Origin of the sequence: Roseibium sediminis (assembly GCF_008711325.1) — a bacterium.
In the GTDB taxonomy this organism is placed as follows: Bacteria; Pseudomonadota; Alphaproteobacteria; order Rhizobiales; family Stappiaceae; genus Roseibium; species Roseibium sediminis.
The window spans coordinates 365,593-385,326 of the sequence record NZ_VXDB01000001.1; the positions used below are offsets into that span (position 1 = coordinate 365,593).

The 19,734-nt window shown below is 58.4% G+C and carries 18 protein-coding genes; 13 read left to right on the forward strand and 5 right to left on the reverse strand.

Going from position 1 to position 19,734, the window contains the following annotated elements; genetic code table 11:
• Positions 1-65: 65 nt before the first annotated feature.
• A complete protein-coding gene (locus F0155_RS01635; protein WP_150522720.1) occupies positions 66-920 on the reverse strand; it encodes a putative metalloprotease CJM1_0395 family protein in 855 nt (284 codons plus the stop codon).
• 178 nt (positions 921-1,098) lie between these two features.
• Here F0155_RS01635 and F0155_RS01640 point away from each other — a divergent pair, with 178 nt between their 5' ends.
• The gene (locus tag F0155_RS01640) at positions 1,099-1,896 is read left to right on the forward strand and encodes a creatininase family protein (protein WP_150522721.1); all 798 of its coding nucleotides are present in this window, start codon (positions 1,099-1,101) and stop codon (positions 1,894-1,896) included.
• 18 nt (positions 1,897-1,914) lie between these two features.
• On the opposite strand, the gene F0155_RS01645 is transcribed toward F0155_RS01640, so the two are convergent.
• Genes F0155_RS01645 through F0155_RS01655 form a run of 3 tightly spaced genes read right to left on the reverse strand, consistent with a single transcriptional unit; the run spans position 1,915 to position 4,888 of the window.
• Entirely contained in the window at positions 1,915-2,622 is a 708-nt protein-coding gene (locus F0155_RS01645; RefSeq protein WP_150522722.1) for an SDR family oxidoreductase, read from the reverse strand.
• A gap of 54 nt (positions 2,623-2,676) precedes the next feature.
• The gene (locus F0155_RS01650) at positions 2,677-3,825 is read right to left on the reverse strand and encodes a Gfo/Idh/MocA family protein (protein WP_150522723.1); all 1,149 of its coding nucleotides are present in this window, start codon (positions 3,823-3,825) and stop codon (positions 2,677-2,679) included.
• 10 nt (positions 3,826-3,835) lie between these two features.
• Entirely contained in the window at positions 3,836-4,888 is a 1,053-nt protein-coding gene (locus F0155_RS01655) for a sugar phosphate isomerase/epimerase family protein (RefSeq protein ID WP_150522724.1), read from the reverse strand.
• Positions 4,889-5,098: 210 nt separating this feature from the next.
• Here F0155_RS01655 and F0155_RS01660 point away from each other — a divergent pair, with 210 nt between their 5' ends.
• Genes F0155_RS01660 through F0155_RS01675 form a run of 4 tightly spaced genes read left to right on the forward strand, consistent with a single transcriptional unit; the run spans position 5,099 to position 9,965 of the window.
• Complete coding sequence (locus F0155_RS01660) at positions 5,099-6,100, forward strand: Gfo/Idh/MocA family protein (protein WP_150522725.1); 1,002 nt, start codon at positions 5,099-5,101, stop codon at positions 6,098-6,100.
• Positions 6,101-6,104: 4 nt separating this feature from the next.
• A complete protein-coding gene (locus F0155_RS01665; RefSeq protein WP_150522726.1) occupies positions 6,105-7,679 on the forward strand; it encodes an acyl CoA:acetate/3-ketoacid CoA transferase in 1,575 nt (524 codons plus the stop codon).
• Positions 7,676-8,443: an enoyl-CoA hydratase/isomerase family protein gene (locus F0155_RS01670; RefSeq protein ID WP_150522727.1), complete on the forward strand. Its 768-nt coding sequence runs from the start codon at positions 7,676-7,678 to the stop codon at positions 8,441-8,443. The genes F0155_RS01665 and F0155_RS01670 overlap by 4 nt, the downstream gene beginning before the upstream one ends.
• A 1-nt stretch (position 8,444) precedes the next feature.
• On the forward strand, positions 8,445-9,965 hold the full coding sequence (locus tag F0155_RS01675; protein ID WP_150522728.1) for an aldehyde dehydrogenase family protein: 1,521 nt from the start codon (positions 8,445-8,447) through the stop codon (positions 9,963-9,965).
• On the opposite strand, the gene F0155_RS01680 is transcribed toward F0155_RS01675, so the two are convergent.
• The gene (locus F0155_RS01680) at positions 9,962-11,008 is read right to left on the reverse strand and encodes a substrate-binding domain-containing protein (protein WP_150522729.1); all 1,047 of its coding nucleotides are present in this window, start codon (positions 11,006-11,008) and stop codon (positions 9,962-9,964) included. The genes F0155_RS01675 and F0155_RS01680 overlap by 4 nt on opposite strands.
• A 280-nt stretch (positions 11,009-11,288) precedes the next feature.
• Here F0155_RS01680 and F0155_RS01685 point away from each other — a divergent pair, with 280 nt between their 5' ends.
• The 8 genes from F0155_RS01685 to F0155_RS01720 all read left to right on the forward strand — a co-directional run bounded on the left by F0155_RS01685 (position 11,289) and on the right by F0155_RS01720 (position 19,733).
• Positions 11,289-12,527: an ABC transporter substrate-binding protein gene (locus tag F0155_RS01685; protein ID WP_150522771.1), complete on the forward strand. Its 1,239-nt coding sequence runs from the start codon at positions 11,289-11,291 to the stop codon at positions 12,525-12,527.
• 57 nt (positions 12,528-12,584) lie between these two features.
• Complete coding sequence (locus F0155_RS01690) at positions 12,585-13,490, forward strand: carbohydrate ABC transporter permease (RefSeq protein WP_150522730.1); 906 nt, start codon at positions 12,585-12,587, stop codon at positions 13,488-13,490.
• Positions 13,487-14,362 (forward strand): carbohydrate ABC transporter permease, encoded by an 876-nt coding sequence (locus F0155_RS01695; RefSeq protein ID WP_150522731.1) that lies wholly within the window; start codon positions 13,487-13,489, stop codon positions 14,360-14,362. The genes F0155_RS01690 and F0155_RS01695 overlap by 4 nt, the downstream gene beginning before the upstream one ends.
• A 4-nt stretch (positions 14,363-14,366) precedes the next feature.
• Positions 14,367-15,476 (forward strand): ABC transporter ATP-binding protein, encoded by a 1,110-nt coding sequence (locus F0155_RS01700; RefSeq protein ID WP_150522732.1) that lies wholly within the window; start codon positions 14,367-14,369, stop codon positions 15,474-15,476.
• A 98-nt stretch (positions 15,477-15,574) separates the two neighbouring features.
• Positions 15,575-17,053, forward strand: a complete 1,479-nt coding sequence (locus tag F0155_RS01705) for an FAD-dependent oxidoreductase (RefSeq protein WP_150522733.1) — start codon at positions 15,575-15,577, stop codon at positions 17,051-17,053.
• Entirely contained in the window at positions 17,050-17,808 is a 759-nt protein-coding gene (locus F0155_RS01710; RefSeq protein ID WP_150522734.1) for a 3-ketoacyl-ACP reductase, read from the forward strand. The genes F0155_RS01705 and F0155_RS01710 overlap by 4 nt, the downstream gene beginning before the upstream one ends.
• 9 nt (positions 17,809-17,817) lie before the next feature.
• Entirely contained in the window at positions 17,818-19,407 is a 1,590-nt protein-coding gene (locus F0155_RS01715; RefSeq protein ID WP_150522735.1) for a GMC family oxidoreductase, read from the forward strand.
• Positions 19,408-19,418: 11 nt separating this feature from the next.
• Positions 19,419-19,733, forward strand: a complete 315-nt coding sequence (locus F0155_RS01720) for a Dabb family protein (protein ID WP_150522736.1) — start codon at positions 19,419-19,421, stop codon at positions 19,731-19,733.
• Position 19,734 lies beyond the last annotated feature (1 nt).

Sequence of the window (19,734 nt, forward strand, 5' to 3'; positions counted from 1 at the left end):
CAAAAAGGAGCCGCACACTAATAGCTAGCGGCGATCAGGCGCAAGATGGCCGTCTCGATTTTGCGTCAGGCAACCCGTATATCAGCAAGCCTGCCAGGTTGGTCAGCGCTTCGTGACTGGCTGGCTCGGTCATACGCTGCAAGGAAATCCGGCGTCAGGACGTTGGATTTATCTTCCCTTGTACCGGTTTCAGGTCCGCTCCCGGTGCCCCGCGTGGCCCCTTGCTCTCCTGTGGAGGAACCCTTGGTTTCAGATGCTGGGCTACTCGAATTGGCGCTGTCATCTTCACCGGTCAGCTCTTCGGTTTTCTGCTGACGAAGCTGCGCCTGCGCCTCGGACAACTGGGCCCGTGCCTGTTGCGCGACCTTCAGGTCCTGAGAGGACGGTTCAGCCGGCGCGGTCGCAGCACGAATAACCACCTGCATCTTGCGAATGGTCGCTTCCGGTGTTCGTTCCGTTGAAGTATCGATCTGGACTTCACCGCCAATAGCGTACCTCTTGCCATCCGGTCCTTGCTGAAACGTATAGGACGGAGCCCCTGCATAAGCACCACCGACACGCGCATGTGCCTGTTCATGGGCCCGCACTTCACGGTCCCGCTGCTTCAGTTTGTCGACCTGCTTTTCTTCCGCGGGATCGAGACCGTCTCCATCCGGGCCCTCCTTGTCCTCCGAAGACTGTTCGGTATCGGATGTGATTGCACTGGTTTCATTGGCAGACTGAAGCGCCAGAACGGCTTCTGCGCTGAGCGGTTGGACATTTCCCTGCCGGCCGGAAACGGCCTTCGGGTCGCTGGAAGATTGGCGCGCGTCATCCTCGCCCCGTTGAAGCTGTTGTTCATCGGGATCATTGCGCCGGTCACCAGCGGATGTTGCACGCAGTTGGCTGACCGGCGAACTGGCAAGGAACGCACTGATCATGATCCAATTTTACAACCAAACCGGCCAGATGAAGTTAACAGCCGGAAACCACGCGTTCAGAAACCCGTGAGCATAAAATTCAACGCCTTATCGGCCGCACATCAGAAAAAGTGCTGACGGGAACCTGCCGAGCGGCTACGCTTTTGTCAGGTAAAGGTAAACAACGGAATACGCGGACATGCTGCCCAAGCACCATTGGCATGAGATGACAACAACGGATTTTGCAGATCCCGATGTTGCGAACTGGATCGCAGTTCTGCCAATTGCAGCCATCGAGCAGCACGGGCCCCATTTGCCGCTCGCAACCGACACGACAATTGCCGAAGGCCAGATCGCTCGGGTTCTGGAAATTCTGCCAGATCACTTGCCCGTCACCTTCCTGCCGGTTCAGGCGGTCGGCAAATCCAACGAGCACCTGACAGCGCCGGGAACCCTGACGCTGTCATGGGAGACCGCAACACGCGCATGGACGGAAATCGGTGAGAGCGTGGCCCGCGCCGGTATTCGCAAGCTGGTGATCATCAATTCCCACGGCGGAAATGTCGCGGTGATGGATACGGTTGCGCTGGAGCTCCGCGTCAAACACGACCTGTTCGTGACCGGGACAAACTGGCTGCGCTTCGGACAACCGGACGGGCTCTATCCAGACACCGAGTACGCCTATGGTATCCATGGTGGCGACATCGAGACGTCAATCATGCTGCATCTGCGCCCGGATCTGGTTCAAATGGACAAGGCAGACGACTTCACCTCGCTCCAGCAGGACTTGCTGAAAGAAGCCAAGCATCTGAGGGCCCATGGCAAGGCGCAGTTCGGCTGGATGGCGAAAGACCTGAATCCAACCGGTGCGCTTGGAAATGCGGCGAATGCCACGGCAGACAAGGGCCGCCAGTCGGTTGATCATGCAGCGCGCGGATTTATCGAACTGCTTGAGGATATTCACGCGTTTGACCCTGCCCGCCTCGTTTCCGATTGAAGCGAAGCCGGGAGCAAATCACCACTCGATCGGCTTGCCCAGATGATCGCGGAAGGTTCCTGTGTCCGCCGCACTCAGCCCGTCGATGACGCCAAGCAGGCGCTCTGCAGCCTGCTCCGGTCGCTGAACCTCCAGACCCGATTTGGCGAAGTCTTCCGATAGATTTGTCGCCACGGTTCCCGGATGAAGAGCGATGCAGATTGCGTCCTTGCGCGCGCGCTTCAATTCGATGGCACTGCATTTGACGAGCTGGTTCAGCGCAGCCTTGGACGCGCGATAGGAATACCAACCGCCCAGCGCATTATCTCCAATTGAACCAACCCGTGCCGACAACGTCGCAAAGACCGCCTTACCTTGGCGCGGAAGAAGCGGCAGGAAGTGTTTCATGATCAGCGCCGGACCAATTGCATTGATGGCGAAAGAGCGGGCCATCGCATCCGCATCCAGCGCACGCCAGCTCTTTTCAAGCAGATGCCCAGGCCAGGTCAGCGCCCCGGTCGCATCAAAGATCAATCGGATATCCTGCCCCCGCTCTTTGAGACTTTGCGCCGCCTGTTCGATGCTGTGCTCATCCAGCAAATCGAGACAGGGGTCGCTGCTGCGGCCCAAACCAATGACCCGATCCGGGCCAAGCGTTCGAACAAGAAGAGCGTGAATCGCCGCGCCGATGCCGCCTGTGGGGCCAATCACCACGGCTAGTCCAGTTTCAAGAAATCCGCTTGTCATCATGATGTCCCAGATAAGGCAGACCCAAGTGATGACAAGCGGCTATCTGGAAATTCAGCCGAGTTTCACCCAGGCCGAGTTTTTGGAAGACGACCTGACACAGGCATCAACGAATTTCATGCCGTCCATGCCCGCCTCAATTCCGGGGACAAGCGTGTCCGCCGTCTTCCCTGCCTGATGGGCACGGATCGCATCGGCGGCGTCAGCATAAAGATTGCCAAAGCCCTCCAGATAGCCTTCCGGATGGCCCGGCGGGATGCGAGTGGCGCTGGCCACATTGGCGTGTTGCCCAGCTCCGCCACGGCTCAGGATCCGTTTGGGCTCACCAAAAGGCGTGTAGTGCAGCTGGTTGGGGTGCTCCTGATGCCACTCAAGACCGCCCTTCTCGCCATAGACCCGGATTTTCAGATTGTTTTCGTTGCCCGGAGCGACCTGCGAACACCAGAGCATGCCGCGCGCGCCCCCTTCAAACCGCAGCATCACGTGGCCATTGTCATCAAGCGCCCGTCCTGACACGAAGGACTGCAGATCGGCAGCGAGGCTTTCCACCTTCAGACCCGTAATGAAACAGGCCAGATTGTGTGCATGGGTTCCGATATCCCCCGTCGAGCCGCCAATGCCGGACCGTGCCGGATCGGTTCGCCAAGCCGCCTGCTTGTTGTCCTGCGCAACGGTCAGCCAGTCCTGCGGATATTCGACCTGCACGACGCGAATGGCACCAAGTTCTCCGGCCTTCACCATTTCGCGGGCCTGCCGCACCATCGGATAACCGGTGTAATTGTGGGTGAGGAAGAACAACGCGTCGGACTTTTCAACCAGCTTTTCCAGCTTGCGGGCATCAGCCATTGTGGACGTCAGCGGCTTGTCGCAGATGACATGAATGCCACGGCTCAAAAACTCTTTCGTTGCCGCATAGTGCACATGGTTTGGCGTGACGATCGCAACAGCCTCAATCCCGTTCTTAAGGCGTGCTTCGCGCTTGGCCATATCGGCAAACGACCCATAGATACGGTCCTTTTCGAGGCCCAGCGCCAAGCCGGAGTCCAGCGCCTTTTCCGGCGTTGAAGAGAGCGCTCCGGCAACCAGCTGATATTTGCCGTCAAGACGAGTAGCGAACCGATGAACGGCGCCGATAAAGGCATCCTTCCCGCCGCCCACCATGCCAAGGCGGATCGGCCGGTTTTCCTGTTGTGCTGAAGTCATGCTGATCCCTTCAAAGTCCTAGCAAACGGCGGTTCGTGGCTTCATCGCCGTCTCCACCTGCAAAATCGTCAAATGCCTTTTCGGTCACCCGGATAATGTGGTCGCGCACAAAGGCAGCCCCTTCCCGCGCGCCGTCTTCGGGATGCTTGAGGCAGCATTCCCATTCCACAACCGCCCAGCCATCAAAGTCATTGGCCGTGAGTTTTGAGAAAATGGCCCCGAAATCCACCTGTCCGTCCCCTGGAGACCGGAACCTGCCCGCACGGTTTACCCAGGACTGAAAGCCGCCATAAACGCCCTGCCGCCCTGTCGGATTGAACTCGGCATCCTTGACGTGGAACATCCTGATCCGGTCCTTGTAGATGTCGAGATGATCAAGATAGTCGAGGCATTGAAGGACATAATGCGAGGGATCGTAGAGCATCTTGCAGCGCGCATGATTGTTCACACGCTCCAGAAACATCTCGAATGTCACACCATCGTGGAGGTCTTCGCCCGGGTGAATCTCGAAACAGATGTCGATCCCCATGTCGTCTGCATGATCAAGGATCGGACGCCAGCGTCTTGCCAGTTCATCAAACGCTGTTTCCACCAATCCGGCAGGTCTTTGTGGCCAAGGATAGAGAAACGGCCACGCAAGGGCACCCGAGAAGGCAGCCTGTGCCGAAAGACCGAGATTCCGGCTGGCAGTCAGCGCCATCTTCACCTGCTCGACAGCCCATTCCTGCCGCGCCTTCGCATTTCCTTTCACATGAGGAGCCGCAAAGGCATCAAAAGCCTCGTCATAGGCCGGGTGAACCGCAACGAGCTGCCCCTGCAAGTGGGTCGAGAGTTCCGTCACCTGAATGCCGTTGGCCGAGGCGATACCGACAAACTCGTCGCAATAGTCTGATGAGCTCGTCGCCTTCTGCAGATCGATCAGGCGCGCATCCCAGCTGGGCACCTGAACCCCGACATAGCCGCAATCAGCCGCCCATTTGGTAATGTCATGCCACGAAGTGAACGGTGCCTCGTCGCCCGCAAACTGGGCTAGAAACAAGGCCGGTCCCTTGATGGTTTTCATTCAAAATCTCCCAAGGGTTGAGGTTTCAAAGGAAGTGAAGGCGCAGCACGCCCCTATCGGGTTCGCCGCCGGCGTTCTTACCCAAGGTTATTCACGAAGAGCTCGCGGGACGCAATGCCCCAACGTGAGACTTGAAATATATGGAACGTTCCAGTATTGTCTGAAAAACAAGATTTGGAACGATCCAAAAAGGCAATCAGGGAGACCTCCATGCGGTGGGGATTGATCGGCGCAAGTCGAATAGCTTCAAGCTTCATGATCGACGCGATCCGGGCCGTTTCTGACGGAGAAATCACCAGCGTCCTGAGCTCTGACGCTGACCGAGGCGCGCACTTCGCCGGTGAAAACGAGATCCCGCAGGCCTTCACGGACCTCTCCGACATGCTCGAGTCCGCCGAAATGGACGCCGTCTACATCTCCACAACAAATGAAAAGCATCACGCTCAGGCTCTGGCTGCCATCGCCGCAGGCAAGCATGTCCTGTGCGAAAAGCCCCTTGCAATGTCGCTGACGGACGCCGTGGAAATGGTGGAAGCAGCGAAAGCCAAAGGCGTTGTCTTCGCCACCAATCATCACCTTCGCAACGCGGGCTCCCATATCGCAATCCGAGACCTGATTGCGACCGGTCGTATCGGCGACGTCCTAAGCGCCCGCGTCTTTCACGCTGTGCATTTGCCCGAACACTTGCAAGGTTGGCGGATCAATGACGCAGCGGCAGGTGGCGGGGTAATCCCGGACATCACCGTGCATGACGCCGACACCATCCGCTTTCATCTGGATGAAGACCCGGTCTCCGTCGTTGCCAAGGCGGGCAGTTCCGGCATGGGCGAAGGCGTGGAAGACAGCGTCATGTCGGTCTGGTCCATGCCATCGGGCACCATGGTTCAAAGCCACGAGAGCTTCACGCACGGGTTTACCGGAACCGGCATCGAGTTCCACGGCACCAAAGGGTCGATCTTTGCGTCAAACGTCATGACCCAAATGCCCGTTGGGGTCATCCGCCTGCAGGATGCATCGGGCAGCCATGAAATCTCCTTCAGCACGCATAATCTCTACGAACGATCGCTTGGCCTCTTCAACAAGGCCGTGGCGGGTGACGGACGCCCCTCAGCGGACGGGGTAGACGGCATCAAATCACTCGCCGTTGCGCTTGCCGTGCGCGACGCCGCCCTGTCGGGCCGTGAGGTCCAGGTCAATTACGAAGGTTACTGACAACATGACGTCCAAACGCGTCTCCTTCGAGGAAGCTGCAAAACGCATATCGGATGGCGACATCGTCACTGTGTCTTCGTCCTCCGGCCTTGGCTGCCCGGACAAGATGCTGGCCGCAATCGGGGCCCGCTTCGAGGCGGAAGGCCATCCAAGGAACCTGACGACCCTGCACCCGATTGCTGCGGGCGACATGTATGGCATCAAGGGCATCGACCACATCGCCAAGGATGGCCTTCTTTCGAAGATCATCGCAGGCTCCTATCCCTCCGGCCCCTCGTCTTTGCCGATGCCGGAGATCTGGCGGATGCTGGTTGAGAACCGCGTTGCGGCCTACAACGTGCCCTCAGGCATCCTGTTCGACATGCACCGCGATGTGGCGGCCCGCAGGCCCGGCGTCCTGACCAAGGTCGGCCTCGACACCTTCGTCGATCCAATCCGTCAGGGATGCGCCATGAACGAGGCAGCCGAACGCGCACCGATCGTGTCACGCGTCGACATGGCAGGCGAAACCTGGCTGCATTTTCCCAACATCGTTCCCAATGTGGCGATCCTCCGCGCCACAACTGCCGATGAGAAAGGCAACCTCACCTATGAACATGAGGGTGCGTATCTCGGCGGACTTGAACAGGCCATCGCAGTCCGAAACCACGGCGGATTGGTGATCGCACAGGTCAAGCGCATGACAGCCAACGGGTCTTTGCGTCCGCATGACGTTCGTGTTCCCGGTCATCTGGTAGATCTGATCGTGGTCGACCCTGATCAGCGCCAGACCACGGAAACCGGCTATGATCCGGCGATCTCCGGCGAAATCATGCGGCCTTGGGACAGCTTCAGTCTGGCAGAGCACGGCATTGAGAAAATCGTTGCCCGCCGTGCTGCCATGGAACTGAAAGCGGGACAGACGGCCAATCTCGGCTTCGGAATTTCGGCAATCGTACCGCGCGTGCTTCTTGAAGCCGGGCAGGAACAGGCCGTTACCTGGGCGATTGAACAAGGCGCGACCGGCGGCATGCCGCTGATGGGATTTGCCTTTGGCTGCGCCTCCAATGCGGATGCCTTCATGCCCTCGCCGCAACAGTTCATCTATTTTCAGGGCGGCGGATTTGACGTTTCTTTCCTGTCCTTCCTCGAGATCGATGTGAACGGCAACGTCAACGTCTCCAAACTGGGCAAGAAGCCTTATTTGACGGCAGGATGCGGCGGATTTGTCGACATCACCGCCCATGCGAGGAAGATCGTTTTTTCAGGTCAGTTCGAGGCTGGCGCAGAGCTGGAGCTGACCGAAGACGCCTTGACCGTGAAGAAGCCCGGCAAGTTCACGAAGATGGTGGACGAGGTGGAACACGTCACGTTCTCCGGAAAGCGGGCTCGGGAAACCGGTCAGGACGTGCTCTACATCACCGAACGCTGCGTGATCCGCTTGACCGAAAAAGGTCTGGTCGCCACGGAAGTCATGCCGGGCATTGATCCGCAGCGCGACATTGTAGACGCCTCCCATGGCCGCGTATCGCTCGCGGACCAGCTGATCGTCATGCCAAAGGCACTGCTTCGGGAAGGCCCGATGGAGCTGGCCCTATGAGCGCAGTTCATCTCATCCGGCACGGCAAGATCGCCGAAATCCAGCTGGACAATCCGGCAAAGCTGAACGCGTTCAATGTTGAGATGCTGGAACAACTAGATGCGCACGCCGACGAACTGGATCGCAACACGGACATTCTTGGCGTGATCATCACCGCGGCAGAAGCGAAGGCTTTTTGCGCCGGGGCGGACATTCTCGCCTGGGGCGATCTGGAGCCTTGGCAATTCGCCCGCGGATGGGTTCGCGACGGCCATCGCATCTTCGACAAGGTGGCCAGATTATCCAAACCGACAATCTGCGCGCTCCATGCCCACGCCTTTGGCGGAGGTCTGGAATTTGCGGCGACGGCTGACCTGCGCGTCATGGCTTCAAGGGCAACGCTCGCCCTGCCAGAAGCTTCCGTCGGCATTGTTCCCGGTTGGTCCGGCACCCAGCGCCTGATCCGCCTCATCGGTGAGCCATTGGTAAAGGAAATGGCGCTGTTTGGCCGCCGAATTTCCGCCGAGCGGGCCGTGGCAAGCGGCTTTGCATCCGAAATTTCCGACACACCACGCGAAACGGCACTGCAAATTGCAGATAGCCTCACTGCCAAATCCCCACGGGCCATTGAAGTGGCCAAATACATGATCCACGCCGCAGTCGGCGAAGACCGGAACGCCATGATCGAGACACTCGGCGCGGGAATGATCTCCCAGTCTGCCGACCGTGTCGAAGGTGTGTCCGCATTTCGCGAAAAACGACCGGCCGATTTTTCCGGAACCTGACATGACAAAGATCACTGTTGTCGCAAACAGCAACACCGCCCTGCCTGCGTCCCCTTTCAAGGGCTGTCACCTGATTGACGGCGCCTGGCAGGAGAGCTCTGATGGCGCTACTTTCGAGCGCATTTCCCCATCTCACGGCGTTGTCGCGTCCAACTCCAGCCGCGGAACAGCCGCAGATGTCGACGCCGCGGTCGCAGCCGCGCGCAAGACATTCGATAAAGGCGACTGGCCCCTGTCTTCCGGCAAGGACCGCGCCACGCTTTTGCTGAAAGTAGCCGACCTCATCGACCGGGACCGCGAGCGGATCGCGCTTCTGGAAGTCCTGGAATCGGGCAAGCCGATCAGTCAGGCAAAGGCCGAAATTGAGGGAGCAGCCGACCTCTGGCGCTTTGCCGCTTCGCTTGCCCGCACCATGCACGGCGAAAGCCACAACACGCTTGGACGGGACATGCTTGGTGTGGTTTTGAAGGAGCCGATTGGCGTTGTCTCCATCATCACACCATGGAATTTCCCGTTCCTGATCGTGTCCCAAAAACTGCCCTTCGCACTGGCCGCTGGTTGCACCTGCGTCATCAAACCTTCGGAAATGACACCGTCCACAACGGTCATTTTGGGTGAGTTGCTGATTGAGGCTGGATGCCCGGCAGGTGTCGTGAACATCGTTCTGGGTTTCGGCGATCCGGTTGGCACCGCCATGACGACCGATCCCCGCGTCGACATGGTCACCTTCACGGGATCGACCCGCGTCGGCAAATCCATCGTGGCAGCAACCTCTGGCACCCTGAAGAAGGTCTCGCTGGAACTCGGCGGCAAGAACCCGCAGGTCATCATGCCGGATGCCGATCTGGACAGCGCGGTCGACGCCGTTGTTTTCGGCGTCTACTTCAATGCCGGTGAGTGCTGCAATTCCGGCTCGCGCATTCTGGTTCACGAGGACATCGCCGAAGATTTCATCGCAAGGACCAAAGATCTGTCAGCGAAGGTCCCCTTCGGCGATCCGCTTGATCCGGCGACGCAGGTTGGAGCGATCATCTCTGCCGATCATCAGGCCAAGATTCACGCCTATGTGCAAGCAGCTGCCAAGAGCGGTGCATCTGTTCGCCTTGGCGGCGAAGCCCTGCCCATAGACGGTCTCGATGGCCGCTTCTATCAGCCGACCATTGTGGCCGATGTCTCCCCCGACATGCCGATTGCACGCGAGGAAGTGTTCGGGCCGGTTCTTTCGGTCCTCACTTTCAAGACGCTTGAAGAAGCGATTTCCATCGTCAACGACGCGGAATACGGGTTGTCGGCAGGTATCTGGAGCGAAAACGTTCACACCTGTCTTGAATTTGCCCGCCGCGCCCGCGCCGGAACCATCTGGACCAACACATGGATGGACGGTTTCCCCGAAATGCCCTTCGGCGGCATGAAGGAGAGCGGACAAGGCCGCGAACTCGGTCGCTACGGTCTGGAAGAGTTTCTGGAAACCAAGACAGTCACGATGCGCATTGGCGCAACACGTTCCCCCTGGGTAGCCTAATGCTTGGACGGCAACGACATGGAGAAATCATGCACAGGCGCGAGCAGCACCTGCATGTCTTCCATGCTTCCGCCGTTCATCCGGTGCAGGAGAACCTGCGCCATCGCCTTTCCGGTCGCATAGACGTCCTCGTGGACCGTTTCGATACGAGGGCGAAAGTGATTGGAGATGGGCGACGCGTGTTTTGCCAGAATGTCCGCCTCGACACCCGGCGTGAGGCCCATGTCCTGCAACGCCGCCAACGTGATCAGCGCCATGATTTCGCCAACGCAGACATATCCGTCAGGCGGATTGTCGGACGCGTGAAGCTGGCGCAGCGCCGCGGAAATGGCATCCGGCGGCGAATCGAAATTCACACCCTCAGGGATCGTGAAATCGATGCCGTGCTGGGTCACCGCCTGCCGCGCGCCAACGCGAAGATGCTGGCCGAACGTGTATCTTTCGTCCGGCATCACCATGCAAATGTGCTTGCGCCCGTTCTCGACAAGACGATCAATAGCCATGCGGGCAAAGCGGGCATTGTCGAAATCGACATAGGGATGCGGTGTAGTGAAATCCGTGCGGCCGTGGGTCGCGAACGGAAAATTGTGTTCCAGCAAATAGCGAACCCGGTCATCGAAACATTCGGTTCGAGTGAAAACCACCGCATCGGCCAGCGAATTGCGATGGATATTGCGGATGACCTCAAGTGCATCTTCGCCCATCCCGCTTGGCGTGATGTTCATGGCATAGCCGGTGCCTCTCAACCCCTCGGTCATGCCACGAAGCAGTTCGGACGAGAAGCTGACGAACTCGTGGTTCGTGTTCAAGAGAAGACTGATAACCTTGGTGCGGCCGGTGCGAAGACGTTGCGCAGCGCGGTTGGGAACATATCCAAGCTCGTCGGCGACAGCCGCCACCTTCTCGCGGGTTGTCTTGGCAATACGCGGGTCATTGGCCAGCGCACGGGACACCGTGGTGATGGCAAATCCGGATTTTTCCGCCACTGTTCGCAAAGTGGCGCGCTTGTCCGGCGCACTCGCCGTTGGACTGCCTTCGCTCATTTGCCTCGCCCTGCTGCCCTCAATTCGGGACCAGTCTAACAATGGAATTTAAATCGTTGCAACACAAATTCACAACGCGTTGTTTTCTCTAAATTTTGCTAAAAACGTCGGGATATCGGGAGAAAAAAGAGAAAAGCATCGTTCAGTTTTGAATTGACAAGAGGGACATTTGCAACGTTACAATAGTCAGGACTGCTGATCGACCATGACGGCTCGACAGTTCGTTTTGCAGGAAACCTGGCAATCACGTCAGGCTCATTCTGGGAGGAATGCTACAATGATGAAGTCTTTCAAGCTGGGCGTCGCGGCCCTCGCTCTGAGCACCGGCCTTGCACAGGCAGGTGACGTTGAGGTTCTGCACTGGTGGACATCCGGCGGCGAAGCTGCTGCGCTGAACGTCCTCAAGGACGATCTGTCCGGTCAGGGCATCGGCTGGCAGGATATGCCGGTTGCAGGTGGCGGCGGCACTCAGGCCATGACCGTTCTGCGCGCCCGCGTAACCTCCGGCAACGCTCCGACCGCCGTCCAGATGCTCGGCTTCGACATCACCGACTGGGCCAAGGAAGGTGCACTCGCCAACCTGAACGACATCGCAGCTGACAAGAACTGGGACGCAGTTGTTCCGGAAGCTCTTCAGAAGTTCGCCAAGTATGACGGCAAGTGGGTTGCTGCTCCGGTGAACGTGCACTCCACCAACTGGGTGTGGGCCAACAAGAAGCTCATGGATGAGCTCGGCATTGCCCAGCCGCAGACCTGGGACGAGTTTGTTGCAGCCCTTCAGAAGGTGAAGGACGCCGGTTATACCGCTCTGGCTCATGGCGGCCAGGCATGGCAGGACGCAACCATTTTTGATGCCGTTGCAATGTCCACCGGTGGTGCAGACTTCTACCAGAAGGCTTTCGTCGATCTTGATGAAGCCGCTCTCGGCTCCGACACCATGAAGGAAGCTTTCGACCGCATGACCACGCTGCGTGGTTTCGTGGACGACAACTTCTCCGGTCGCGACTGGAACCTGGCAACAGCCATGGTCATCAACAACGAAGCCGGCTTCCAGCTGATGGGCGACTGGGCAAAGGGTGAATTCCTGAATGCAGGCAAGACCCCGAACCAGGACTTCCTCTGCTACCGCTTCCCGGGCACCCAGTCTCAGGTGACCTTCAACTCTGACCAGTTCGCCATGTTCGACCAGAACGGCAAGGTTTCCGACGAGCAGGCAGCTCTGGCTGGCGCAATCCTGTCACCGACCTTCCAGATCGCCTTCAACAAGGTGAAGGGCTCCGTTCCGGCTCGTACCGACCTTGATGTTTCCGAACTGGATGCATGTGGTCAGCAGGGCTACGAAGAGTTCAAGGCAGCCTCTGCTTCCGGCAACCTCTACGGCTCCTTCGCACATGGCCATGCCAACAAGGCCGCCATCAAGAACGCGATGTATGACGTGATCACCGCTCACTTCAACGGTGAGTACGACAGCGCAACCGCTGTTCAGGAACTCGTATCCGCAGTTCAGATCAACAAGTGATCCGCTGAGCAGGGAGCGGCATAAGCTGCTCCCTGTTTTTTCATCCGGAGACTCCCCATGTCACATGCAGCGACGGAAAACCGTCCAGCCCTGCTGGACCGGTTACGCGAAGCTTTACCCAAAATCGTGCTGAGCCCGACGGTCGCCATTGTCGCGATCTTCGTCTATGGCTTCATCGCCTTCACGGTTTATCTGTCCTTCACGAACAGCCGGATCCTGCCGACTTTCGATCTTGTCGGCTGGAAGAACTACGAGAACCTGTTCAAGATCCGCGCATGGGACATTGCCGTCTCCAACCTTTTGGTTTTTGGCATTCTGTATATTGTCATTTGCTGCGCACTCGGCCTGTTGCTGGCGATCCTTCTGGATCAGCGCATTCGCGCAGAAGGCTTCATCCGCACGATCTACCTGTACCCGATGGCCCTCAGCTTCATCGTGACCGGTATTGCGTGGAAATGGTTTCTGGATCCCGGAATTGGTCTGGAAGCCGTCGTGCAGGGATGGGGTTTTGAAAACTTCAAGTTCGGCTGGATCAAGGACCGCGACATGGCGATCTATACGATTGTCATCGCAGCCGTCTGGCAAACCTCCGGCTTCGTGATGGCGATGTTCCTCGCAGGCCTGCGCGGCATCGACAGCGAAATGATGAAGGCTGCCCAGATTGATGGCGCGTCCACCTTCGCGCTCTACCGGCGGATCGTGATCCCGCAGCTGCGTCCGGCTTTCATGTCCGCCTTCGTGGTGCTCGCCCACATGGCAATCAAGTCCTATGACCTTGTCATTGCCCTGACCGGCGGCGGGCCAGGAACAGCAACAGAAGTTCCTGCGACCTTCATGTACTCCTATACCTTTACCCGGAACCAGATGGGCATTGGCGCGGCCTCAGCAGTGATCATGCTCATGACCATTGCGGCCATCATCGTGCCCTATCTCTGGTCCGAGCTGAGGGAGAAAAAGCAATGAGCGCTTCCTCCAGTGCATCCACCGGAAACGGTATTGCCCGTTTCATTCTCTACACGCTGTTGGCCCTCTTCTGCGTTTACTACCTGCTGCCACTTTATGTGATGGTCGTGAACTCGCTGAAGCCGCTGTCGGAAATCACATCCGGTGGCATGATGTCCCTGCCCGAGACCCTGACCTTTGCTCCCTGGCAAAGTGCATGGTCACAGGCGCAGGTTGGCGTCGAAGCAACCGGCCTTCGCCCCTATTTCATCAACTCCATCCAGATGGTCGTTCCAGCCGTCGCGCTCTCCACCCTGCTGGGTGCGCTCAACGGATATGTTTTGACCAAGTGGCCTTTCCGCGGCTCAACGATCCTGTTCGGCCTCCTGCTGTTCGGCTGCTTCATTCCGTTCCAGATCGTCCTGATCCCGATGGCACGCATGCTGGGACTGATGGGCCTTGCAGGCAGCGTTCCCGGCCTGATCTTCGTGCACCTCGTCTACGGCATCGGCTTCTCGACGCTCTATTTCCGCAACTACTACGCGGCCTTTCCGACGGAGCTCGTTCGGGCCGCCCAGATCGACGGCGCCGGTTTCTTCACCATCTTCTGGCGTATTCTGCTGCCGTCCTCCGGGCCAATCGCGGTTGTCTGCATCATCTGGCAGTTCACCAACATCTGGAACGACTTCCTGTTCGGGGCGTCCTTCTCCGACTTTGACAGTCAGCCGATGACGGTCGCCCTGAACAATTTGGTGCAGTCGTCCACGGGCGTGAAGGAATACAACGTTCACTTTGCAGGCGCGATCATGGCCGCGCTTCCTACCCTCCTCGTTTACATCGTCGCAGGCCGCTATTTCGTTCGCGGGCTGATGGCCGGCTCGGTTAAAGGATAAGACAATGGGCTTTCTCGACATCAAGAACGCGACCAAGTCCTATGGCGCCGTCAAGGTCCTGCACGAGACCAACATTTCCATCGAGGAAGGTGAGTTTCTGGTTCTCGTTGGCCCGTCCGGCTGCGGAAAGTCGACCCTTCTCAACATGATCGCAGGCCTTGAGGACATCACGTCCGGCGAAATCGCCATCAAGGGCCGCAGCATGAACGGCGTGAAGCCGGCGGAGCGGAACATCGCCATGGTGTTCCAGTCCTACGCGCTCTACCCGAACATGACCGTGAAGGGGAACATCTCCTTCGGCATGGAAATGCATGGCATGCCAAAGGAGCAGCGTGAACCGCGCATTGCGCAGGTTGCCGACCTCCTGCAGATCAGCCATCTGCTGGACCGCAAGCCGGGGCAGCTTTCGGGTGGTCAGCGCCAGCGTGTCGCAATGGGCCGGGCGCTGGTTCGCGAGCCGGATGTTTTCCTGTTCGACGAACCGCTGTCCAACCTTGATGCCAAGCTACGCGTCGACATGCGCACGGAAATCAAGAAGCTGCACCAGAAGCTCGGCACGACAATTGTCTATGTGACCCACGACCAGATCGAGGCGCTGACATTGTCGACACGCATTGCCGTGATGTTTGGCGGTTACGTCCAGCAGCTCGGCACCCCGAAGGAAATCTACGACGATCCGGCCAACATGTTTGTGGCAGGCTTTATGGGCTCTCCGTCCATGAACCTTTTCCCGGCAAAGATCGTTGCAAGTGCAAACGGATCGGCCGCCGAGGTTGCCCTGCATGGCGGTCAGACAGCCCAGATTCCGTTCGCAAACGGAGCAATGTCCGCTCATCAGGGCCGCGAGATCATTCTTGGTCTGCGTCCGGAAGCCATCACCGACAAGGACGGCGCGGACCGCAACTCCCAATCTGTCCATATCGTGGAATGTCCGGTTGAAGTCACCGAACCGGCCGGTTCCGACACCTTTGTTGTCACCCAGATTGGCGGCAAGGACGTAACGGGGCGTTTCCGCGCCGATGTGAACGTCAAGGCAGGCGAAACCTTCCCGTTTGCCTTCAACATGGAAAAGGCTGTCGTCTTTGATCCGAAGACCGAAGATCGCATCCGTTGATAAAAATGAACAGCGCGGCAACTTGTCCGCGCTTTTCTTTTGACAAAAAATTGGAACGTTCCATAAACTGAAAACCAACAAATCAGTCAGGGCGAAAAATGTCACCGGATATCGTGATCATCGGAAGTGGAATGGGAGGGGCGAGCGTCGCAGCAGGCCTCGCACCAACCGGTGCCCGCATCACAATTCTGGAACGTGGGCATCAGATCCCTGACACCGCTCCCGCCCGTGATCCCTGGCGCATCTACACAAACAGTGCCTTCCGCTCGAAGGAGACCTGGCTGGATGAGACCGGCAAACCCTTCGAGCCCGGCAACTATTACAATGTTGGCGGCAACACGAAACTCTATGGTGCAGTGCTCATCCGCTACCGGCAGGAAGACTTTGGGGAGCTGGAACATTTTGACGGCATCTCACCCGCCTGGCCGTTTGCCTATGAAGAGCTGGCCCCATGGTACGAGCGGGCTGAACAGCTGTTTCAGGTGCGCGGAGACCACACATCCGACAAGACCGAACCTCCTCACGACAGCAGCTACCCGTTTCCGCCGGTTCCTGACGAGCCAGCGATTGCAGACGTCCGCGCCCGACTGAAAAAGGCTGGTGTATCGCCCTTCACCCTGCCGCTTGGCGTCGACATCGACACTTGGCTAAAAGCGGGGAAAACCGGGTGGGATGGGTATCCCGATCTCAGATGCGGCAAGATGGATGCCGAAACCTGCGCCTTGGCTGAAGCTCTGAGCCACGAAAACGTGTCTCTGGTCACTGGCGCCCATGTCAAACATCTGTCATGCGACCCTGAAACACACCGCATTTCCCAAGTCACGTTTGAGAAAGACGGCGAAGTGCATACGCTCAAGGCGGGGACGTTTATCCTCTGCGCCGGCGCGGTTCAATCTGCAGCCCTTCTGTTGAAGTCCGGTCTCGCCAATTCGTCTGACTATGTCGGGCGCTGCTTCATGAACCACAATGCAACGGCTGTGATTGGGATAGACCCGCGTTTCCAGAACGACGCTGTCTATCAGAAAACCTTCGGCCTGAATGACTGGTATCTCGATGATGGAGAAACCGGAAAACCACTCGGCAATGTCCAGCTTCTTGGCCGCGTGACGCCGGATATTCTGAAGATACAAGTGCCAAGCCTGCCGATGCTTGCCGCTCGCTGGATCTCAAACCACGCCATCGACATGTATCTCATTTCAGAGGATTTGCCGGACCCCGAAAGCCGGGTGGTTCTCAATGGAGACCAGATCCAGCTGATCTGGCGGCGGTCCAACATGACAGCTCACCACAAGCTTCTGGCCAAGACAAAGGCCACACTTAAGGCTGCCGGTTTTCCGTTGGTGCTGTCTCGCCTGTTTGACGGCAGGGTTCCGTCCCACCAGTGCGGAACCGTGCGAATGGGCCTTGATCCGAAAACCTCGGTTCTCGACCCTACCTGCCGAAGCTGGGACCATCCGAACCTTTATGTGACGGATGCAGGTGCATTGCCGACCTCGGCCGCCGTCAATCCGTCCCTCACCGTGGCTGCCCTCGCGCTGCGAACAGCAAGTACAATTCAAAAGGAACTCGGCGCATGAGCAAGGTCGCCTTGATCACCGGAGGCCAATCCGGCATTGGGCTTGGCATTGCAAAGGCGCTCGCAGGCGCCGGATACCGCGTCGCTCTTGCTGCCGAGCACACACCGGATGACGCGATCGTCAAAGACGCGCTTGCTGAACTGGGAAGTCCAGCCACCTACTTTCAGCATGATCTTGCCCAAATCGAAGCCGTCCCCGCGCTGCTGGACACCGTGGAGGCGCAGCTTGGCCCGGTCACAACATTTGTGTCCAATGCTGGCGTTCCTGCCAAGGTACGAGGTGATCTGCTCGACATGACGCCGGACAGTTTCGACTTCGTCATGGACATCAACCTGCGCGGGGCGTTCTTTCTCGCACAAGAGGTGGCGCGGCGCATGGTCGGCACCCCGTCCCCGGACTATCGCTCCCTTTCTTTCATCACGTCGGTGAGCGCTGAAATGGTGTCGGTCGAGCGCGGTGAATACTGCATGTCCAAGGCAGGCGCCTCCATGATGGCCCGCCTGTTCGCAACCCGCCTGGCACCACATGATATCGGCGTCTTCGAATTGCGGCCCGGCATCATCGAGACCGGCATGACTGCGGCGGTGAAGGACACATACACCGCCCGCATTGAAGACGGCCTCGTCCCTGCCGGTCGCTGGGGCAAACCTGCCGATATCGGCTCAATCATCCTGCCGCTTGCCGAGGGCCAGATGGCCTTTGCCACCGGGTCCGTGATCCCGGTTGATGGCGGCCTCTCCATTCCGCGTCTTTGAGGAAACAAGATGGCTCAAGGCTACGACTACATCATCATTGGCGGCGGCAGCGCCGGGTCCGTTGTTGCGGCGAGGCTGACGGAAAACCCGGATGTAAACGTCCTGCTTCTGGAAGCAGGCGGAAGCGACCGGCACCCCTTTTATCATCTGCCCGCCGGCTTTGCGAAGATGACAAAGGGCATTGGCTCCTGGGGCTGGCACACGGTTCCGCAAAAGAACATGCTGAACCGTGTCTTTCGCTATACGCAGGCCAAGGTGATCGGCGGCGGCTCTTCGATCAACGCCCAGATCTACACCCGTGGCAATGCGCGCGATTATGACGAGTGGCGGCAGATGGGCTGTGAGGGCTGGGGGTATGACGACGTCTTGCCCTATTTCCGCAAAGCCGAGGACAACGATACATTCGACAACAAGTATCATGGCAAGGGAGGTCCGCTCGGCGTCTCGAAACCCTGCGCGCCCCTGCCCATTTGCGAGGCCTATTTTGAAGCGGCCAAGGCGCTCGGCATTCCGTTCAACGAAGATGTCACGGGCGAAAAGCAGGACGGGGCCGCCTATTATCAGCTAACCCAGCGCAATGCCCGCCGGTCCTCCGCTGCCATGGCCTATCTCGCCCCCAACAGGGGCCGCAAGAACCTTCACGTCAAGTTGGGTGCGAATGTCCGCCGGATCATTGTCGAAAGTGGCCGGGCAAATGGCGTCGAGCTGATTGACGGAACAAAACTGATCGCAAGCTCGGAGGTCATTCTCTCCAGCGGAGCCATCGGCTCACCCCGCCTCTTGCAGCTTTCCGGCATTGGTCCGGCAGACGAGCTCAAGGCCCTTGGCATCGATGTTGTTCTGGATCAGCCGCAGGTCGGGGCAAACTTGCAGGATCATCTGGATCTCTACTGCATCTGCGAGGTTAGCGGCCCGCACACCTATGACAGGTTCGCCAAGCCACACATGTCGGTTCTGGCCGGTCTTCAGTACATCTTCACCCGCAAGGGCCCTGTTTCCTCCAGCCTCTTTGAAACGGGAGGCTTCTGGTATGCCGACCCCGAGGCCCGCTCGCCGGACCTGCAGTTCCATCTGGGGCTTGGGACTGGCATCGAAGCCGGTGTGGCCTCCATGCCGGATGGCGGTGTCACGCTGAACTCTTGTTATCTGCGCCCGCGCTCCAGAGGGTCGGTGCGCCTGCAAAGTGCGGATCCGAGTGTCGAACCGCAGATTGACCCGAATTATCTCGACGACCCGCAGGACCGGGAAATGTCCATTCGCGGTCTGAAGCTGACGCAGGAAATCATGGCGCAGGCACCACTCAAGCCTTTCATTCGCGCCGAGCGCCTTCCCGGGCCTGATGTCAAAACCGATGAGGACTATTTCGAGTTCATCTGCGAGCATTCCAAGACATCCCACCACCCGGCAGGTACGTGCCGGATGGGGGTGGATGCGAATGCCGTTGTTGATCCTCGACTGCGGTTCAACGGAATTGCAGGCCTCAGAGTGGCCGACGCTTCCATCATGCCGAATGTCGTCTCGTCAAACACCAACGCAGCCGCGATCATGATCGGTGAAAAAGCCGCCGACCTGATCAAGCAAGACAACGGTCAAAAGTAAGGGACCTGCACATGATCCGCCACATCGTCCTCGTCAAGTTCAAGCCAGATGTCAGTGACGGCACCATCGACAAGATTTTCTCCGAACTCCACGACATCAAGGACAAGCTTCCCGGCGTTCTGTCGATCACATCCGGCAAAAGCGAAAGCCCGGAAAAGATCGAGCGCGGTTACATGCATGGCTTTGTCGCCGACTTTGCCGATTGGGACACGCTTGCCGCCTATCAGACCCATCCGGACCACAAGGCCGTCGGCGCGCAGCTTGTCGCCAATGCCGTTGGCGGCATCGACGGCATTCTTGTTCTCGATATTCCCGTTGCTGATTAAG